Source organism: Oceanisphaera sediminis (assembly GCF_039539745.1).
GTDB lineage: Bacteria > Pseudomonadota > Gammaproteobacteria > Enterobacterales > Aeromonadaceae > Oceanimonas > Oceanimonas sediminis.
In genome coordinates this window covers 149,996-163,913 of the sequence record NZ_BAABDS010000010.1, presented here as the reverse complement: position 1 = coordinate 163,913, position 13,918 = coordinate 149,996, and the positions used below count along the sequence as shown (strand labels likewise).

Annotated in this window: 22 protein-coding genes and 2 tRNA genes; 19 read left to right on the top strand and 5 right to left on the bottom strand. The window is 56.3% G+C overall.

The window, feature by feature from the left end:
- Positions 1 to 2: 2 nt before the first annotated feature.
- From ABD827_RS04575 to ABD827_RS04560, 4 genes are all read right to left on the bottom strand, one after another.
- Positions 3 to 1,034, bottom strand: a complete 1,032-nt coding sequence (locus ABD827_RS04575) for a conserved phage C-terminal domain-containing protein (RefSeq protein ID WP_344962774.1) — start codon at positions 1,032 to 1,034, stop codon at positions 3 to 5.
- Positions 1,031 to 1,228, bottom strand: a complete 198-nt coding sequence (locus ABD827_RS04570) for a hypothetical protein (RefSeq protein ID WP_344962772.1) — start codon at positions 1,226 to 1,228, stop codon at positions 1,031 to 1,033. The genes ABD827_RS04575 and ABD827_RS04570 overlap by 4 nt, the downstream gene beginning before the upstream one ends.
- A 78-nt stretch (positions 1,229 to 1,306) precedes the next feature.
- Positions 1,307 to 1,891 (bottom strand): hypothetical protein, encoded by a 585-nt coding sequence (locus ABD827_RS04565; RefSeq protein ID WP_344962770.1) that lies wholly within the window; start codon positions 1,889 to 1,891, stop codon positions 1,307 to 1,309.
- A gap of 36 nt (positions 1,892 to 1,927) precedes the next feature.
- Positions 1,928 to 2,146 carry a Cro/CI family transcriptional regulator gene (locus tag ABD827_RS04560; RefSeq protein ID WP_344962768.1) on the bottom strand — a complete coding sequence of 73 codons (219 nt, stop codon included), beginning with the start codon at positions 2,144 to 2,146 and terminating at the stop codon, positions 1,928 to 1,930.
- 76 nt (positions 2,147 to 2,222) lie between these two features.
- Between ABD827_RS04560 and ABD827_RS04555 the strand changes: the two genes are divergently transcribed.
- From ABD827_RS04555 to ABD827_RS04530, 6 genes are all read left to right on the top strand, one after another.
- Positions 2,223 to 2,846: a LexA family protein gene (locus tag ABD827_RS04555; protein WP_344962766.1), complete on the top strand. Its 624-nt coding sequence runs from the start codon at positions 2,223 to 2,225 to the stop codon at positions 2,844 to 2,846.
- A gap of 9 nt (positions 2,847 to 2,855) precedes the next feature.
- Positions 2,856 to 3,602, top strand: coding sequence for a HipA family kinase (locus ABD827_RS04550; protein WP_344962764.1), 747 nt, complete (start codon positions 2,856 to 2,858; stop codon positions 3,600 to 3,602).
- On the top strand, positions 3,599 to 4,420 hold the full coding sequence (locus tag ABD827_RS04545) for a DUF3037 domain-containing protein (RefSeq protein ID WP_344962762.1): 822 nt from the start codon (positions 3,599 to 3,601) through the stop codon (positions 4,418 to 4,420). Before ABD827_RS04550 ends, ABD827_RS04545 begins: the two co-directional genes overlap by 4 nt.
- Before the next feature lie 121 nt (positions 4,421 to 4,541).
- Positions 4,542 to 5,174: a type VI secretion system-associated protein TagO gene (locus ABD827_RS04540; RefSeq protein WP_344962760.1), complete on the top strand. Its 633-nt coding sequence runs from the start codon at positions 4,542 to 4,544 to the stop codon at positions 5,172 to 5,174.
- 503 nt (positions 5,175 to 5,677) lie between these two features.
- Positions 5,678 to 6,124 (top strand): tellurite resistance TerB family protein, encoded by a 447-nt coding sequence (locus ABD827_RS04535; protein WP_344962758.1) that lies wholly within the window; start codon positions 5,678 to 5,680, stop codon positions 6,122 to 6,124.
- Positions 6,121 to 6,279 carry a hypothetical protein gene (locus ABD827_RS04530; RefSeq protein WP_344962756.1) on the top strand — a complete coding sequence of 53 codons (159 nt, stop codon included), beginning with the start codon at positions 6,121 to 6,123 and terminating at the stop codon, positions 6,277 to 6,279. Before ABD827_RS04535 ends, ABD827_RS04530 begins: the two co-directional genes overlap by 4 nt.
- A gap of 307 nt (positions 6,280 to 6,586) precedes the next feature.
- Here the strand turns inward: ABD827_RS04530 and ABD827_RS04525 are convergent, their stop codons facing one another.
- Complete coding sequence (locus ABD827_RS04525; RefSeq protein WP_344962754.1) at positions 6,587 to 7,114, bottom strand: hypothetical protein; 528 nt, start codon at positions 7,112 to 7,114, stop codon at positions 6,587 to 6,589.
- Between the two features lie 369 nt (positions 7,115 to 7,483).
- On the opposite strand from ABD827_RS04525, the gene ABD827_RS04520 reads away from it, so the two are divergent.
- The 13 genes from ABD827_RS04520 to ABD827_RS04460 all read left to right on the top strand — a co-directional run bounded on the left by ABD827_RS04520 (position 7,484) and on the right by ABD827_RS04460 (position 13,900).
- A complete protein-coding gene (locus ABD827_RS04520; protein WP_344962752.1) occupies positions 7,484 to 8,611 on the top strand; it encodes a phage N-6-adenine-methyltransferase in 1,128 nt (375 codons plus the stop codon).
- A gap of 288 nt (positions 8,612 to 8,899) precedes the next feature.
- Positions 8,900 to 9,070 carry a hypothetical protein gene (locus ABD827_RS04515; RefSeq protein WP_344962749.1) on the top strand — a complete coding sequence of 57 codons (171 nt, stop codon included), beginning with the start codon at positions 8,900 to 8,902 and terminating at the stop codon, positions 9,068 to 9,070.
- Positions 9,067 to 9,444: a hypothetical protein gene (locus ABD827_RS04510; protein WP_344962747.1), complete on the top strand. Its 378-nt coding sequence runs from the start codon at positions 9,067 to 9,069 to the stop codon at positions 9,442 to 9,444. Before ABD827_RS04515 ends, ABD827_RS04510 begins: the two co-directional genes overlap by 4 nt.
- Before the next feature lie 22 nt (positions 9,445 to 9,466).
- Complete coding sequence (locus tag ABD827_RS04505; RefSeq protein WP_344962745.1) at positions 9,467 to 9,634, top strand: hypothetical protein; 168 nt, start codon at positions 9,467 to 9,469, stop codon at positions 9,632 to 9,634.
- Between the two features lie 10 nt (positions 9,635 to 9,644).
- Positions 9,645 to 10,175 carry a single-stranded DNA-binding protein gene (ssb, locus tag ABD827_RS04500; protein ID WP_344962743.1) on the top strand — a complete coding sequence of 177 codons (531 nt, stop codon included), beginning with the start codon at positions 9,645 to 9,647 and terminating at the stop codon, positions 10,173 to 10,175.
- A gap of 8 nt (positions 10,176 to 10,183) precedes the next feature.
- On the top strand, positions 10,184 to 10,354 hold the full coding sequence (locus ABD827_RS04495; protein ID WP_344962741.1) for a hypothetical protein: 171 nt from the start codon (positions 10,184 to 10,186) through the stop codon (positions 10,352 to 10,354).
- Positions 10,351 to 10,788, top strand: a complete 438-nt coding sequence (locus tag ABD827_RS04490) for a hypothetical protein (RefSeq protein WP_344962739.1) — start codon at positions 10,351 to 10,353, stop codon at positions 10,786 to 10,788. The genes ABD827_RS04495 and ABD827_RS04490 overlap by 4 nt, the downstream gene beginning before the upstream one ends.
- On the top strand, positions 10,785 to 11,516 hold the full coding sequence (locus ABD827_RS04485) for a hypothetical protein (protein WP_344962737.1): 732 nt from the start codon (positions 10,785 to 10,787) through the stop codon (positions 11,514 to 11,516). The genes ABD827_RS04490 and ABD827_RS04485 overlap by 4 nt, the downstream gene beginning before the upstream one ends.
- Positions 11,504 to 11,821 carry a DUF4406 domain-containing protein gene (locus ABD827_RS04480; RefSeq protein WP_344962735.1) on the top strand — a complete coding sequence of 106 codons (318 nt, stop codon included), beginning with the start codon at positions 11,504 to 11,506 and terminating at the stop codon, positions 11,819 to 11,821. The genes ABD827_RS04485 and ABD827_RS04480 overlap by 13 nt, the downstream gene beginning before the upstream one ends.
- Positions 11,822 to 11,901: 80 nt before the next feature.
- A complete protein-coding gene (locus ABD827_RS04475; RefSeq protein WP_344962733.1) occupies positions 11,902 to 12,216 on the top strand; it encodes a hypothetical protein in 315 nt (104 codons plus the stop codon).
- A 7-nt stretch (positions 12,217 to 12,223) separates the two neighbouring features.
- Positions 12,224 to 13,522, top strand: coding sequence for a tyrosine-type recombinase/integrase (locus tag ABD827_RS04470; protein ID WP_344962731.1), 1,299 nt, complete (start codon positions 12,224 to 12,226; stop codon positions 13,520 to 13,522).
- A 171-nt stretch (positions 13,523 to 13,693) separates the two neighbouring features.
- Positions 13,694 to 13,770: transfer RNA gene (locus ABD827_RS04465), tRNA-Met, on the top strand.
- Between the two features lie 53 nt (positions 13,771 to 13,823).
- A tRNA-Met gene (locus ABD827_RS04460) sits at positions 13,824 to 13,900 on the top strand.
- The last annotated feature ends 18 nt before the right edge of the window (positions 13,901 to 13,918 follow it).

Below are 13,918 nucleotides of genomic sequence, written 5' to 3'. Positions count from 1 at the left end.
CATTAAAACTGGGTGTTGTCGTCGTAAGCCGGGCCGTGCTCAGCCTGGTAGGCCCGAGACTGCGCCTGTGCCTGGGCAACCTGGCTGCCGGCCTGCTTGCGCTCAAAGCCTTCCCACTGGCCATTGATGCAACGGGGTCGACCAATGTCATTCCAGCGCTTGGCGGCCATCAGGTAGCCGTTGAACTTGTCGGTACCGAACAGGGTGGCGGGTCGCAGGTACTGGGCCATCTCCGGGTTCTCACCCCAGTGCTCACTCTTGAAGTCGACCACCAAGCGCAGGTCATCCACGGTAAAGCCTTCGCTCAGGCGGCCGTTGATCGGTTTCTTGCTGGTCGGTTTTTTCTGGTAGCGGCTGCCGGTGGTCTGGTTCATGTGGTCAATCACCACATCAGCGCCAGCTGGCTCGCTTTCACAATGCGGTCCTGTTTCGCCAGAAACCGGACAAGAGTTAGTAACTGGATCTTTAACTTGTTTAATTGTTTTATTGTTTAGATCTTCGGCGTGCAATTCGGCGTGATAATCCGCGCCTAATTCGGCAGCGTCACCCGCTGGGACCAGTGCTGGTGCGGGTTTTAAATCGGCGTCGAAACCTGCTGAATAGGTTTCTGTAATTCCGCGCTGATAGTCGTCGTAGTTGGTCAGAGTGACCAGGCTATAACCACGGGCACCGCGCTTGGTGAACAGGTTGACCATTCCCTCACGCTCAAAGTATTCCAGCGAACGGCGGGCGCTGTCTTCGCTGACACCACAGGCCAGCGCCAGCTGCCGAGCAGAGGTCACCACCTGGCCGCGCTTGCGCTTCAGCACGTTGCGGTTGAAGGTCACCTCGGTTGCCTCAAAGCCGGCTTCCATCAGCAGGTGAATCCACACGCAAAACCGCTCCGGCTGCTGCTTGAACGGGGCGTCTTGTACACTGCGGTACAGCAACACAAACCCGCTTCGCTTGTTCTCTGCCACTTTATGCCCTCGTTCTGCTGCTGTAGGTGCCGCTGCTGCGGGCATATCAGCGCGTAATGCCACTACGTTGCTCATTCTGCACCCCCGTCACGACGTGCTGCCATGCGGGCATTGCGGGCCCGGTACTCTTGCGCCAGCAACGGCATCAGGCTCTTGCGAGCAGTGCCCACCACCGCCGCCACATCGGCAAACAGCATTCGGCGGCCGTGGTTCTGCGTTAACCACTGGCTGCCTTGCGCTTGTTGGGGTTTTTGCTTAGAATTTTGCATATCAAACGCCTCATTTGTTTGGTTGTTGATAAAGCCCGCTCTGCTCTCCAAAGCCGCGGGCTTTTTCATGCCGGTTGTTTACGCCGGAACGTCACTACCGATGGATGCCATCGCCACTTGCAGTGATTCAATGGCCTCTTGCAGTTCGCGCTTGGCATCCAGTTGCTCCTGGCGGGTGGGCTGACTTGGCAGCTGCAGCAAGGCACTTACCGCCTCGCCACCCTCTTTGGCTGCCACCGACGCCGCCGCAATGCGATCGACGCGCTGGTTCATCATCCCCGGCATCACGAACAGGCCGCCGGTGTGGCCGAACAGCTCGTTGATAAAGCCGGCGCGCACCGTGCTGGGCATGGCGCCAGCCACCAGCCGAACCAAGTCGAACCAGACCGGCCCGCTCATTTGGTGCTCAGCCTTAAACCAGCGGCGCAGCTTTTGCGCATCCATCCGCATCTGATTTTCAAGGTCGGCGTTCTGCGACCATTCAATGTCCAGCACCGCTTCCCAGTGGTGGGCATCGGCATACTCACGTACCGTGCGCATGGCGGCACGAAAGGTGGTGTGGTCTTCTCGTTGCCAGTGGTTCAGCCAGTCTTCAAAAATGGCCGCCGTGCTGCGAGGCCGATACTGGGGTTTCGTGTGGCTCTTTTGTTTTGCTGTCATCATGGCCTCAGGTTGAGTGGATAGAGTTTTCAACGGCTGCTACTTTTCTTTATCAGCAGGGAGTTCGCCGCGAAGAACCATGAGTTCAATTTGGGCTGCTCGATACTCGGGTATCTCATGCTCATCCCATTGGTAGATCGCCTCTTTGGTGATCCCCAGCATCTGTGCAGCCAGTGCAATTTGTCGCTTTGGGTCGCTTGAGAACTTGCTCAGCGCGTCTGCCTTTTTCATTGCTATGGCCTCAAATTTAATAAGCATACTTATCTTAAATTACAAAGCATACTTATGGCAACCGAATATAAGCTAGCTTATATTTTTTAGTGAGGGGTTCTGCATGGAAACGGCTGGGGAGAGGGTGAAGAAGCTCCGCAAAGAGGCGGGCTTAACGCAAGCAGAGCTCGCCAAAAGGATTGGAGTTAAGGCCCCAGCTGTTACTCAATGGGAAACCGGAAAAACCAGCCTAAGCGGCGAAAACCTGCTGAAAGTGGCCAAGGTACTTAACGTATCTCCTGACTACATTCTTCACGGCGGTAAGGATGGGCGGAGTAATATCAGCTCAGGCCCTGAGATAAAGGGCCGTTATCCACTGATCAGCTGGGTGGCTGCCGGCGCCTGGTGCGACATTACCGAGATTCACCCGGCCGATGCCGTGCTTTACCCCTGCCCGGTGTCTTGCAGCGACCGCACCTTCGTGTTGCGGGTGCAGGGCATCAGCATGGAACCGTTGTTTCGCGATGGTGACCTCATCTTCATCGACCCCGCCGCCGACGTTCGCCACGGCAGCTATGTAGTGGCCCGGCTGGACGACCACAACGAGGCCACCTTCAAGAAGCTGATCATCGAGGGCGGGCAGAAGTACCTCAAGCCGGTCAATCCCAACTGGCCCGAACAGATCATCGCCATCAACGGCAACTGCACCATCGTCGGCCCCGTGGTGTTCTCCGGCCGAGTGTTTTAACGGGTGACCATGAGCTACATCCAGATCAAGGAAATCATCGAACAGGCAAACGCCGGCTACACCCAACCCTATCTATGCCAAGGGGAGGATGAGGTTACCTACATCGTTAAAAGCCGGGAAAGCTTGCCGGCGGAAGAGCTGGTTTACGAATGGGTAAGCGCCGGCCTGGCGAGAGCGTTTGGGTTGCCCTGTCCCAAACCGGTGATCATGGAAGGTTTCGGTGGCCTGTGGCCGTTTTACAGCAATTATGGCTGGCATTTTGACTATGATTATTCCTTTGCCACGCCACTGGTGCTTGGCGCAATGGACATGAACTACGCCCAATCGCTGGAGCTGGAAAAAGACTTCCAGCGAGACCTGTTCATCTTTGATTACTGGATACAAAATGGCGACAGGATGCTGTCCAGGCACGGCGGAAACGTCAACCTGCTTTACGATAATGCCCAGAAAAAACCGGTGGTTATCGACCACAACCAGGCGTTTGCCCCTGGTTTCGATCCAAATGATTTTTCCCGCAGTCATGTTTTTGGCTATGATAACCGACCGGATTTCAGGATTGACCTGGTAGATCAATGCCAGCTTGGCCAGCGGCTGGATGCGGCCCTGGGCAGTCTCAATACAATTGTCGCCAGCATGCCGGAAGAGTGGCATGATGAAGCCAACAACCGGTTGGGCCGCGACGTTATCGATGATCATATTCGCCCTATACTGGAGAAATGCAACAAGCCAGATTTCTGGCAGGATGTGGAGCCATGACTTACCCAAGCCTATACAGCATTGTGCGGTTCAAGCCCTACCGCGAAACTGACGAGTTCGCCAACATTGGCGTGGTACTCTGCTGCCCGTCCGCCGGCTATTTTGGGTTCATGATCAACAACCGCAGCTTTGGCCGCATCAACCACTTCTTTGAGCATCTTGAATTGCCGGTGCTGCGCGAAGCCGTTCGTTATGTGACCAAAGAACTTGAGCGAGTGCAGGACCTGGCTCATTCATTGAGCGCCGACGCCATGAAAAACCTATTTGCCGAGGTCACCAAAAACCGCGAAGGCATCATGCTGTTTGGTGCGGCACGCCCTATCATGCTGCGGGGGGATCTGGATGAGGAGCTCAAGGCGCTGTATGAGCATCATGTAGGCCATAGTTTCGCCCAGAAGACCGCCCCCCAGGTATTGTTGGAGCGGCAAATGCGACAGACACTGGTGGAACATAAACTTGCCAAGTATTACAAAGGTGACACGCTGACCGATGGCTTGGTGGAAGCGAAGATCCCATTTGTGAGCAAGGGCAAGCAAGGGGTCCTTGGCGCCATCAAACCTCTCAACTTGCAACACGACTCGCCCACCAAGATTATTGAAGAGGGCGACAAGTGGTTTGGTAAGCTGCGTCGGCTGGTAGAGCATGGTGTTCTGGATGCAAGCAGGGTCTTGTTACCCCTGGCCATGCCAGACAACAATGCAAAGCTGACCAATGCCGCCAAGCTGGTGGCTAAAGAGTTTGAGAAAGAGCGCATGGTTGCTATTAACGTCAGTGATGAAGATCAACTGTTAAGCTTTGCCCGCAGCCACTCTGGGTGACTGCAAGAGATACCGGAAAGTGATAACCAAAAGCCCGCCCAGTGCGGGCTTTTTTATGCCCGCAATTAGCAAAACTATGGCAAGATTCGATGTTAAGTAACTGATAAAAAAGGAGAGCGCGGTGTCAAAGGAAGGTGAGAAGTGGGTTGGATTGATTTGGGTTGTTGTGTTCGCTGTTGCGTTTGGGGTTATCTGGGGTCTGGTTGAAAATAAACCAAACAACAGTGCTGCAAGCGTGGCGCCCAAAGCCGATCAGCTAAAGGTAAAGGTGTCCGAAACAAAAGAAGAAGCAGCTCCACCTGTGCCAGCTAAACCGGCAAGCAACTGGCTTAAACAGCAAGGCGTTTCTGATGTGGACGACTCCCCTTACGTGGTTTTGTCTACGCTCTCGGATGAGCGGCCAAAAGATAGATACGGCAGAACAACCTGGCCTTCGTTGGTAATTCGATGTCTTGAAAACACAACCGCTATATACGTTGACTGGGAGCGCTACCTGGGCATCGGTGACACCCGGGTCACATACCGAATTGACGACAATAAGGCTGTAACTCGGTCGTGGAACATATCTACCGACAATCAGTCTGTCGGCTTATGGCGAGGGGGGCAAAGTATACCGGTCATCAAGAAGATGATTGGATCCCAAAAACTGCTTGTGCGCGTCACTCCTTATGGTGACAACGCCTACACTGTCACGTTCTATACGGCAGGGTTAAAGGAGGATCTTGCTCAACTTAGAAAAGCCTGCCACTGGTAATGCAAGATCACCAAAAGCAATTGAGATTAAGCCCGCTCAGTGCGGGCTTTTTTTGTGCCCGTGATTTATCGACCCACACCAAAAATAAGCATTCTTATAAAATCAACTTGACCCAAAAGATAAGCATGCTTATATTATCGAGCAAGCCAACACGGCACCGCTCTTTAACACCACTGGACCACGCGAGGCAGTCGCCATACCCGGGCAGCAATGTTCGGACCCCACCCCGGTTAGCCGGGATTGGGAATAACTGCCAAAGACCCGAGCGGGAATGGGCCGCGTAGGGCAAGCCCGCTTTCGAGCGGGCAACGGCAAGGGTTTTCCGTGGCAGGGCGATAACTGCTGGGATAAGCAATGAGAAGGTGCCTTAAGGACCGAGGCTGTTCGTAGTGTTGGTACGCCGTACGCTACTAAGCCCGATGACATATCGGAGCCCGGCACCCAATGAAAGCCTTTGACCGTTGCATTGCAACTCTCATCAATGACCACAGAAGGTAACCTCAATGCTTAGCAAACTGTTTGGTAAGAAAACGGCGCAGGCCAAGGCCGAAGTGCAGAAGTTCAATAACCGCGACCTGATGGAAGCGATTGTCGGCGGCAGCCTGCTGATTGCCTACGCCGATGGCGAACTGGAAGACGCCGAACTGGCCAACCTGGAAGCGCAGATTCAGGCCAACCCGTCACTGGATCACTTCGGCCCGGAAATCGGCAAGACCATCAACCGCTTTACCGCCATGTTCGACGCCGGATTCCGCATCGGCAAGATGAAGGTGCTGCGCGAAATCGCCGACATCAAGAACACCCCGCAAGAAGCGGAAGAAGTCTTCGTCACCATGATCACCATCGCCGAAGCGGATGGCGAGATTGAACCCGCCGAACTGGAAATCCTGAAGGAAGTAGGCCGGGTGCTGGGCGTCAGCCTCAAAGAGTACGGCCTGGACGCAGCATGAATCCCGCCTTTCGCAACCTGATGATGATCATCCTGCTGTTGGCCATCGTCTTCATCGACTTCACCAGCCGGCTGTTATCGGTAGGTGTAGATCTGCTGCTGGTTGTCGCCCTGGCCGTCATCATTTGGCCGAAGATTAAGCCAGGCGGCGCGTAATACAGGCCCGGGTAAGCCGGGCCCAACGGCAAGGGTTCCGGGTAAATTGTTATGCAACATTTTCACCTGGTGAAGCCCAGAGCCCTTGGCCGTTGCAACAATGGAGGATGTATGGACGAGAACAGCAAACCAGATACCTGGCAGCTTGAGAAAGGCGAGCGGGTAACCACCCCAGGCGAGCAGCGCCAGCCGCTAACCGAAGAACGGGTGCGCGAGATAGTGCGGGAAGAGATAAAGGCCGCCACCGAAGGCGACCCTATCAAAATTCAACAGTGCGCTGATGCTGCCACGCAGGCAGTTTCAGAATTTATTGCTCAGGCAAGCTTTCGCCCGGGAACAGGAAAGCCTGCAGCGCCCCCAGAACTTGCTCCGCCTCATCAGCAGGGCGACCGCGATAATAGAACGTTAGCTTCAATCGCTGCGCGCCATCCGCATCCCGATTTCGATGTTGGTACCAATCAGTTTCCCAGGTTACGTAACGCGCCAGCCGCTCCCGATCAAGACCGCGAGACGCCATCCAGTCCGCAAAGCTGTCGGGAAGATGACTGAGTCCGGAATGCTCAATGCGGCCAAAATGACGGGTAGCAAATTCAACATAGCCATGCCCGCCATCATCGAGATTTTCATAGTCACAACCAAGGGTCAGGTAAGGGCTGTTCGGTGAATTCATCCGTAACACAAAAGCTTTTAGTGCATCTGATTTTTCGAGCTCGGTAACTTCTGCAATCCGCTCCGGCTCGTGCACCAGGTCAATGCCGCCATTGTTGGTGCGGCCATCTTCATAATCAGACCTGTAAGGAAAAACTCGAAAGCTGTCATTTGCTGTTTCTGTCATCGATTTATCTCCGTGTATTGGTTTCGTTTGCAACCCAACCATATCACGGCGCTGGCCCGGCGTAATGGGCACCCATCGGCAAAGGTCATCCACTTATTCAACTTGTGACAGGGTGCGGATGGGAAACCGGATGGCCCTTGGCCGATGTGTAAACGTCAATGTAACCCTGAGTGTTTTAGCCCGCCCCGTGCGGGTTCTTTTTTGACGTAACCACTCCCCCTATTTTCTCTAACCCCAGTCGGCGGTGGGGCTAATAACACCGACAACCGGGCGCTGCCAGCTCCTCGCCTCTCGACGGCTAAAAAATGGCGGCGTGACCGGCTGACCTGCGGGGAAAGGCCCGCACCCCATTCACATCAGGACGACCCCATGACCTACCACGACAAACTCCAGGCCATGAAGGCCGACCCGGATATCAAGCTGCGCGACATCGGCGACGAGTGGCGCACCCCGGACAACCTCTACTGGGGCATATTCCAACTGTTCGGGCCCTTCGTTCTCGACCTGTTCACCGACGGCGATAACGCCAAGTGCAGCCGGTTCTATACCGCCCAGGACAACTCGCTCACCCAGCCATGGGCCGAACACCTGAACGGTGGTACCGCATTCGCCAACCCGCCCTACTCCCGCAGCAGCTACGACGAGAACAGCCAGCCCACTACCGGCATGCGCCACATCGTAGCCAAAGCCATGGCCGAGCGGGAACAAGGTGCCCGGGTTGTTTTCCTGATTAAAGCAGCACCATCAGAAAGCTGGTGGCCAGAGCATGCGGATCACGTCTGCTGGATAAAGGGCCGGGTCGGATTCGACCTGCTGTTATGGGCGCAGCACCTCAAGGGCAGTAGCGCCGGCTTTGGCCAGGCGGTGGCGGTCTTCGACAAGCACTGGCGCGGCGAACGTGAACGATACATAGAGCGGGACGTTCTGGTCAGCCAGGGCCAGCAGCTGATGGATGCCATCGAACTGCGGGCACAACAGCTGGCCGTGGCAATGACCGGCCCAGTATCACCGGAGTCTGCCCCGCAATCATCGGAGCAGGTGCCGTTATCACCGGAGATCGAGCCAGTATCATCGGAGTTGCCCGCACCAGCGCAGGTAGAACCGGAGCCGAAAACCAATTTCACCCCCGACGATCTGTATCACCTGTATCTCAACGGCGAACTGAAAGCCGACCACTTCCCCACCTTTCTCACCGCCCTGGTGGTGATATTCGGTGAGCGTGACCGCTACTACCTGCGCCAACTGCGTGGCGCCCTGGTAGCCGAGGCCAACGCCAACACCCCGGCCGGGGACGATGGCGTGAATGTCGGCCTGAGCAAGCACCAGCTGTCCTTCATCAATGCCGTGGGCTGGAGCCTGCCGTTTTACGGCATTACCGCCCCGGCCAGACAGGTGGCCGCCATCGCCCAGTTGATCGCCGAAGATGCGCTCAGGGCCACCACCATCAGCGATGTGCTGACCCGTTTTCGTAATGAAGCAGAAGAGGCCCTCGCCTGATGTTCGCACCACTCAAGTATCAAATTAAAGGAAAGACGGGATGGATAGTAATGAACGATATATGAGGTGCGAGCGAAGAAAATCCATTCAACAGCAGCCTGTTACTAGTGGCGCTCAATTTTATAAACGGTGCTTCGATTGTGGAAAGTTCGTACCCAAAAGCATGTGGGTACCGAAAAGCCATCCGACACGTGAGGGCGCGATGTGCCTGGGCTGCCTGAGCGGATATGACGGGCCAGAATACCACTAACGCAATAGATGGCCGATTTTTTTGCGAGGAAAGACGGAATGAGCAACGCAAACCACAGCGACTGGTACGTCGCCCTGATAACACTGGGCGGAAACGTGGTGACTGGTGGCCTCACCAAGTCGGCCGCGCTTGAACAGCAAAAGCGGTACGAGCAGGCCGGTAAGCGGGCTATCGTGACAGAGAGCTTTCAGGAGGCACATGGGTTATGACCGGCAATAGCAGAGAGGCAGCCCGGCAAGCAAAAGCAGTAGCTAAAGCCGAGAAGGCGGGGATCAAAGCGGCAGCCGCATCCAGGAAGGCGGCAGAGGCACTTCGCGCTTGGTATAGCGCCGCCTCGGATGCTGGCCACCTTCACCCGAATCAGCGCGAGGGCCGCGATGGCCGACTGAACCTGGCGCGTGAACTGGACGATCTGGCGGGCCATACCGAGCATATTGCCGAAATGAAGCAATGGCGGGCTGAGAACGAAGCCCAGCGCAGGCTAGAGGCCACCGCCGAGTGGCAAGCCAAACGTCAAGCCGAGCTTGAGGCCGCGAGCGAAGCTATCCGCCGAGCTGAATGTGAAGACGGGCAGTTAGCCTAATTTTTTACGAGGAAAGAACGGAATGACGAAGCACGATTTTGATTTTGACACTTGGTTTGAAAGCCTCGTCGCTTTTGTGATGGACGAAACCGGCGTCGAGTTCAAAGACCGGGACAGCGTTCGGGGCGACTACGATGCAGGCCGCAACCTGGCCGATGTGGCCGCTGAGATTGCGGCTGAGTACGAGTGAGGGAAAGACAATGGCAAACCGCGGCATCAACAAAGTCATTCTCATTGGTCACCTGGGTCAGGATCCGGAAGTGCGCTATCTGCCCAACGGAAACGCTGTGGCCACGGTTACCCTGGCCACCAGCGAGACCTGGAAGGACAAGCAAACCGGTCAGCAAAAAGAACGCACCGAATGGCACCGCGTGGTGTTCTTCGGCAAGCTCGCCGAAATCGTCGGCCAGTACCTGCGCAAAGGTTCACAGGTGTATGTGGAAGGTCGTTTGCAGACGCGCAAGTGGCAAGATCAAAGCGGCCAAGACCGTTACACCACCGAAATCGTGGTCGACATGGGCGGCACCATGCAGATGCTGGGCGGCAAACCCCAAGGGCAAGGCCAGCAAGCGCCAGCTCAGGGCAGCCAACAGCAAGGCGGACAGCAACAAAGTGGCCAGCAGCGCCAGCCCGCCCCACCCCAGTACAACGAACCGCCAGCAGACTTTGACGACGACATACCCTTCGCGCCGCTCGGCCTGCAATACCCAGCCCTGCTGCTGGCCATGTAAGGAACCCCATGATCAAGCAATGGATAAGAACCCGGCGCTGTGGCTGCGGCAACTGCCGGCACCACAAAGAAAGCGAGCCGGGCTGGAACGAATGCCCCGATCGGCACAAGCCGAGTTACGACGATAACGCCGTCTGGTTATGGCGGCGGGACTACAGCGGAGAGGAAGAGCAAGCATGAACAACATCACCAGAGAAGGTATTGCCGCAGAACTGAGCGGTATTGAATACCCAGTCCGTATCAATCAGGCCCTCAGTGACGCACTTAACGCCGCTGGTCTGGTAGTGGTCTTCGGCGCCAGCGATGATCTGATGGAGTTTAGGGGCGCAATTTATGACGAGCTTTGCGTTTACGACGGTGGCACCGCCTATGTCGATCGCCTGGGGTTGCTACCGGAACGTGAGAACATCGATGACGATAGCGATCTGCAGGCCTACTTCACCCGGAAACCAAAAGCAGTGCCCATCGAGGCGTTGTGGTGCAAAGAGGATGGATACAGCTGGACCTACGACACCACCATCCCACACGCCAGCTTTGAGGTAGTTGACGATGGTTACCCCTACTGCAGAGGAATAGTGTTTGCCCTGGTCGATGTGCCGGAGGTGACGCTATGACCACACCGGACAAACAAAAAACTGACTGGCCGGACGAAAAGCACATCAATATCGTAGGCCAGAACGGCGACACGCTGGAAAGTGAAGGCAAAGTGCTGATGAGTTCATTGATGCTGCTGGCCGATATTCGTCAGGCCATCGGCGACCCCCACGGCAAGCTGACGCAGGATGAATTGGTTTCAGAGATTAAGCGGTTGAAACTGGAACGCGACGAACTCCATCGTGATTACCATCAGGTGGGTACAGCTTACGAGAAAGTGAACAAAGAGCGGGATGAATACCGCGGCCACCTTGCCCAAATCTGCGAAATGCTGGGCGAAATACAGAGCTGTGGCGCTCCCGACATTGGCGCTGCCTGGGAAGGCGTTAATGCCATGCGGGAATATAGTGACAAGCTAAAACTACAAATGGAGGTGGTTAAGCGTCAGCGCAACGAGCTTAGTGCCCAAAATGAAAGCCTCAAAGCCGCCCTTATTGATTTTGCTGAAATCGTGGACATGCTGGACGATCACACTCACCCCAATATCGAGTGTGACGCAATAGCATGCAGCATGCGTGAAGCTGCAAATGCCAACCCAGCCGCCTGCCTGGCCGAGATAAAGGCGCAGGCGATTGAAAGCGTCATCCCCACACTACAACGCAGAGAGGGCGGCACTCTACTGATCGGCGCGAATGATCTGCAGAGCATTGCCAACCGCATCCGCCAGGAGGCCCAGTGCAACAACTAAAAATCTACATCGCCGGCCCCATGTCCGGTATCAGCAACGACAACCGCGAAGCGTTTAACCAGAAGGCCGCCCTGCTGCGCCAGCAAGGCCACTGTGTACTGAACCCGGCTACCCTGCCGCCCGGTCTGGAACAGCGCGAATATATGGATATTTGCTACGCCATGATCCGCGCCGCCAATACCCTGCACATGCTGCCTGGGTGGCAGAACAGCGCCGGCGCCACCGCTGAATATCATTGCGCGGTAAAGCTCGGGCTACCCATCACCTTTGAACAAAACGAGTTACATGAAGAAGTCACATATTGAAGGCCTGGCGCTACTGTTGATCATCGGTGCCACCCTCGTCGCCCTTGCCGGGTACATCTGATCGCCGCACGGAGAACGCAATGCCGAACACCATCGGTCGGTTGATGGCCGACCATCTTCATCAGACCCAGACAGCCCTCGAAGATCTGAAGCGACTGCTGGCAAGAGTGGATGCTCTTGAGCAGCAACTGACCCAACTGAAACAGTCCGACGGCGATCAGGGCTGGATGACCATCAAGAAGGCCGCGCCCCTGGTGGGGATGAGCAACACCGCCCTGGCGCAACGCTTTCGCCGCGGCGTCTATCCTGAAGGTGTGGTCTGGTCGATGGAAAACAACCGTTACCTGGTCAACCTGCGCGCCCTTCGCGACCACATGGCGCGCGGGCAACACTGAGAGCCGCATGATGAAACTCACCACCAAAGCCGCCCGCCTGCTGGATGCCACTCCGGGCGTTCACCTGCATCACGGCCGGTTGCGCCTGGCGCTCAAGGTGCCGGGCCGCACGGCGCCGGTGCGCAAGTCGCTGGGCCTGCTGCCGACCGAGGCCAATATTCTCTATGCCGGCAACAAGCTGTCCGCGATGAAGATCGACGTGCAAACCGGCAACTTCAACAGCGACGAGGCCGCCTTCTGGCACAAGCACTTCCCCAACGACCCCCGGCACAACATCGTCAACCGCACCCTGCGCGATTACTTTGACCAGTATCGAGAGTCGCGGAAGTTCGATCTGGCTCATGCCAGCCTGCGGGGGCTTGAATCCGTGGTATCACTGCTGGAGCCGCACCGGCTGTTGGATAGAGATCTGCGTGATATCAACCACCGGGATTTGGAGCGGGTGCGGAATGCCGCCTTGACCACACGCAAGTCATCCACCGTCCAGCTCTACTTCACTCAGCTGCGGGCCGTGATAGACGAGGCGATCAAGGACGGCTATCTGGAGCACTCCCCCTTCGTGCGCTTGCGCAAGCTGCGCCAGTCGAGCATGGAAAGCGACCCGACCGATGCGGTCGAACCGTTCACCCAGGCCGAACTGGGCAGATTGCTGGCCGCCTGCAAGTCGGAGAATGCCCGCCAGATGATCGGCTTTCTGTTCTGGACGGGGATGAGACCGGGAGAGATGAAGGCGCTGGCCTGGGAAGACGTGGATCTGGACGCGGGAACGGCGCGGGTCAACTATAACCTGAGCCGGGCCGGTTACATCAAGCCACCGAAAACCAAAGCCGGCATTCGCACCATCGATCTGTTACCGGCTGCCGTCACCATACTGCGGCGCCAGCGGGAACTAACCTACATGCTGCCGGAGCGGCGGGATGAAGTTCGACTACTGCACAACAAGTCTCGGATCGAGCTTCGGCGCCGGGTATTTCTGAACCCGGACAACCAGCCACACCACAACCCGGAACTGTTCACCTCGCACAAGTCGTGGACAGCCTTACTGCGTCGCGCCAAGCTGACCCACCGCGAGCCCTACCAGCTGCGCCACAGCTACGCATCCATGATGTTGATGATAGGTGCGCACCCGGCCTACATGGCCAAACAGATGGGACACAAAGACTGGGGCATGATCCGCATGATCTACGCCAAATGGGTAGCCGACGAGAATCCGAACTACCGGGACGAACTGGCGAGAAAACTGGAGAATCTTGACCCCCATGTGACCCCCAGTGTAACAATGGAAAGGGAAGCCATTGGAAAGTAAGTGATAAAAGGGCCAAAACCGCATTATACCTGAACCGCCGCCGGTCTGTAAGAATTGCCGCTTATTGCACGCAATATCGGCAGGTTGCGGCATTATTCAGCAGACAAAACAAAGTTCTGGCAACGCCCTTGCATTCGGTGATGTGGATCACTAGTATACGCAGCCTGAGGACGCGGGATGGAGCAGTCTGGTAGCTCGTCGGGCTCATAACCCGAAGGTCGTCGGTTCAAATCCGGCTCCCGCAACCAACTCAGAAAGCAGTACCGTAATACCAGAAGTAGTAAAAAGCGTAAGTCATGGACGCGGGATGGAGCAGTCTGGTAGCTCGTCGGGCTCATAACCCGAAGGTCGTCGGTTCAAATCCGGCTCCCGCAACCAACTTAAGCAAGCAGTACC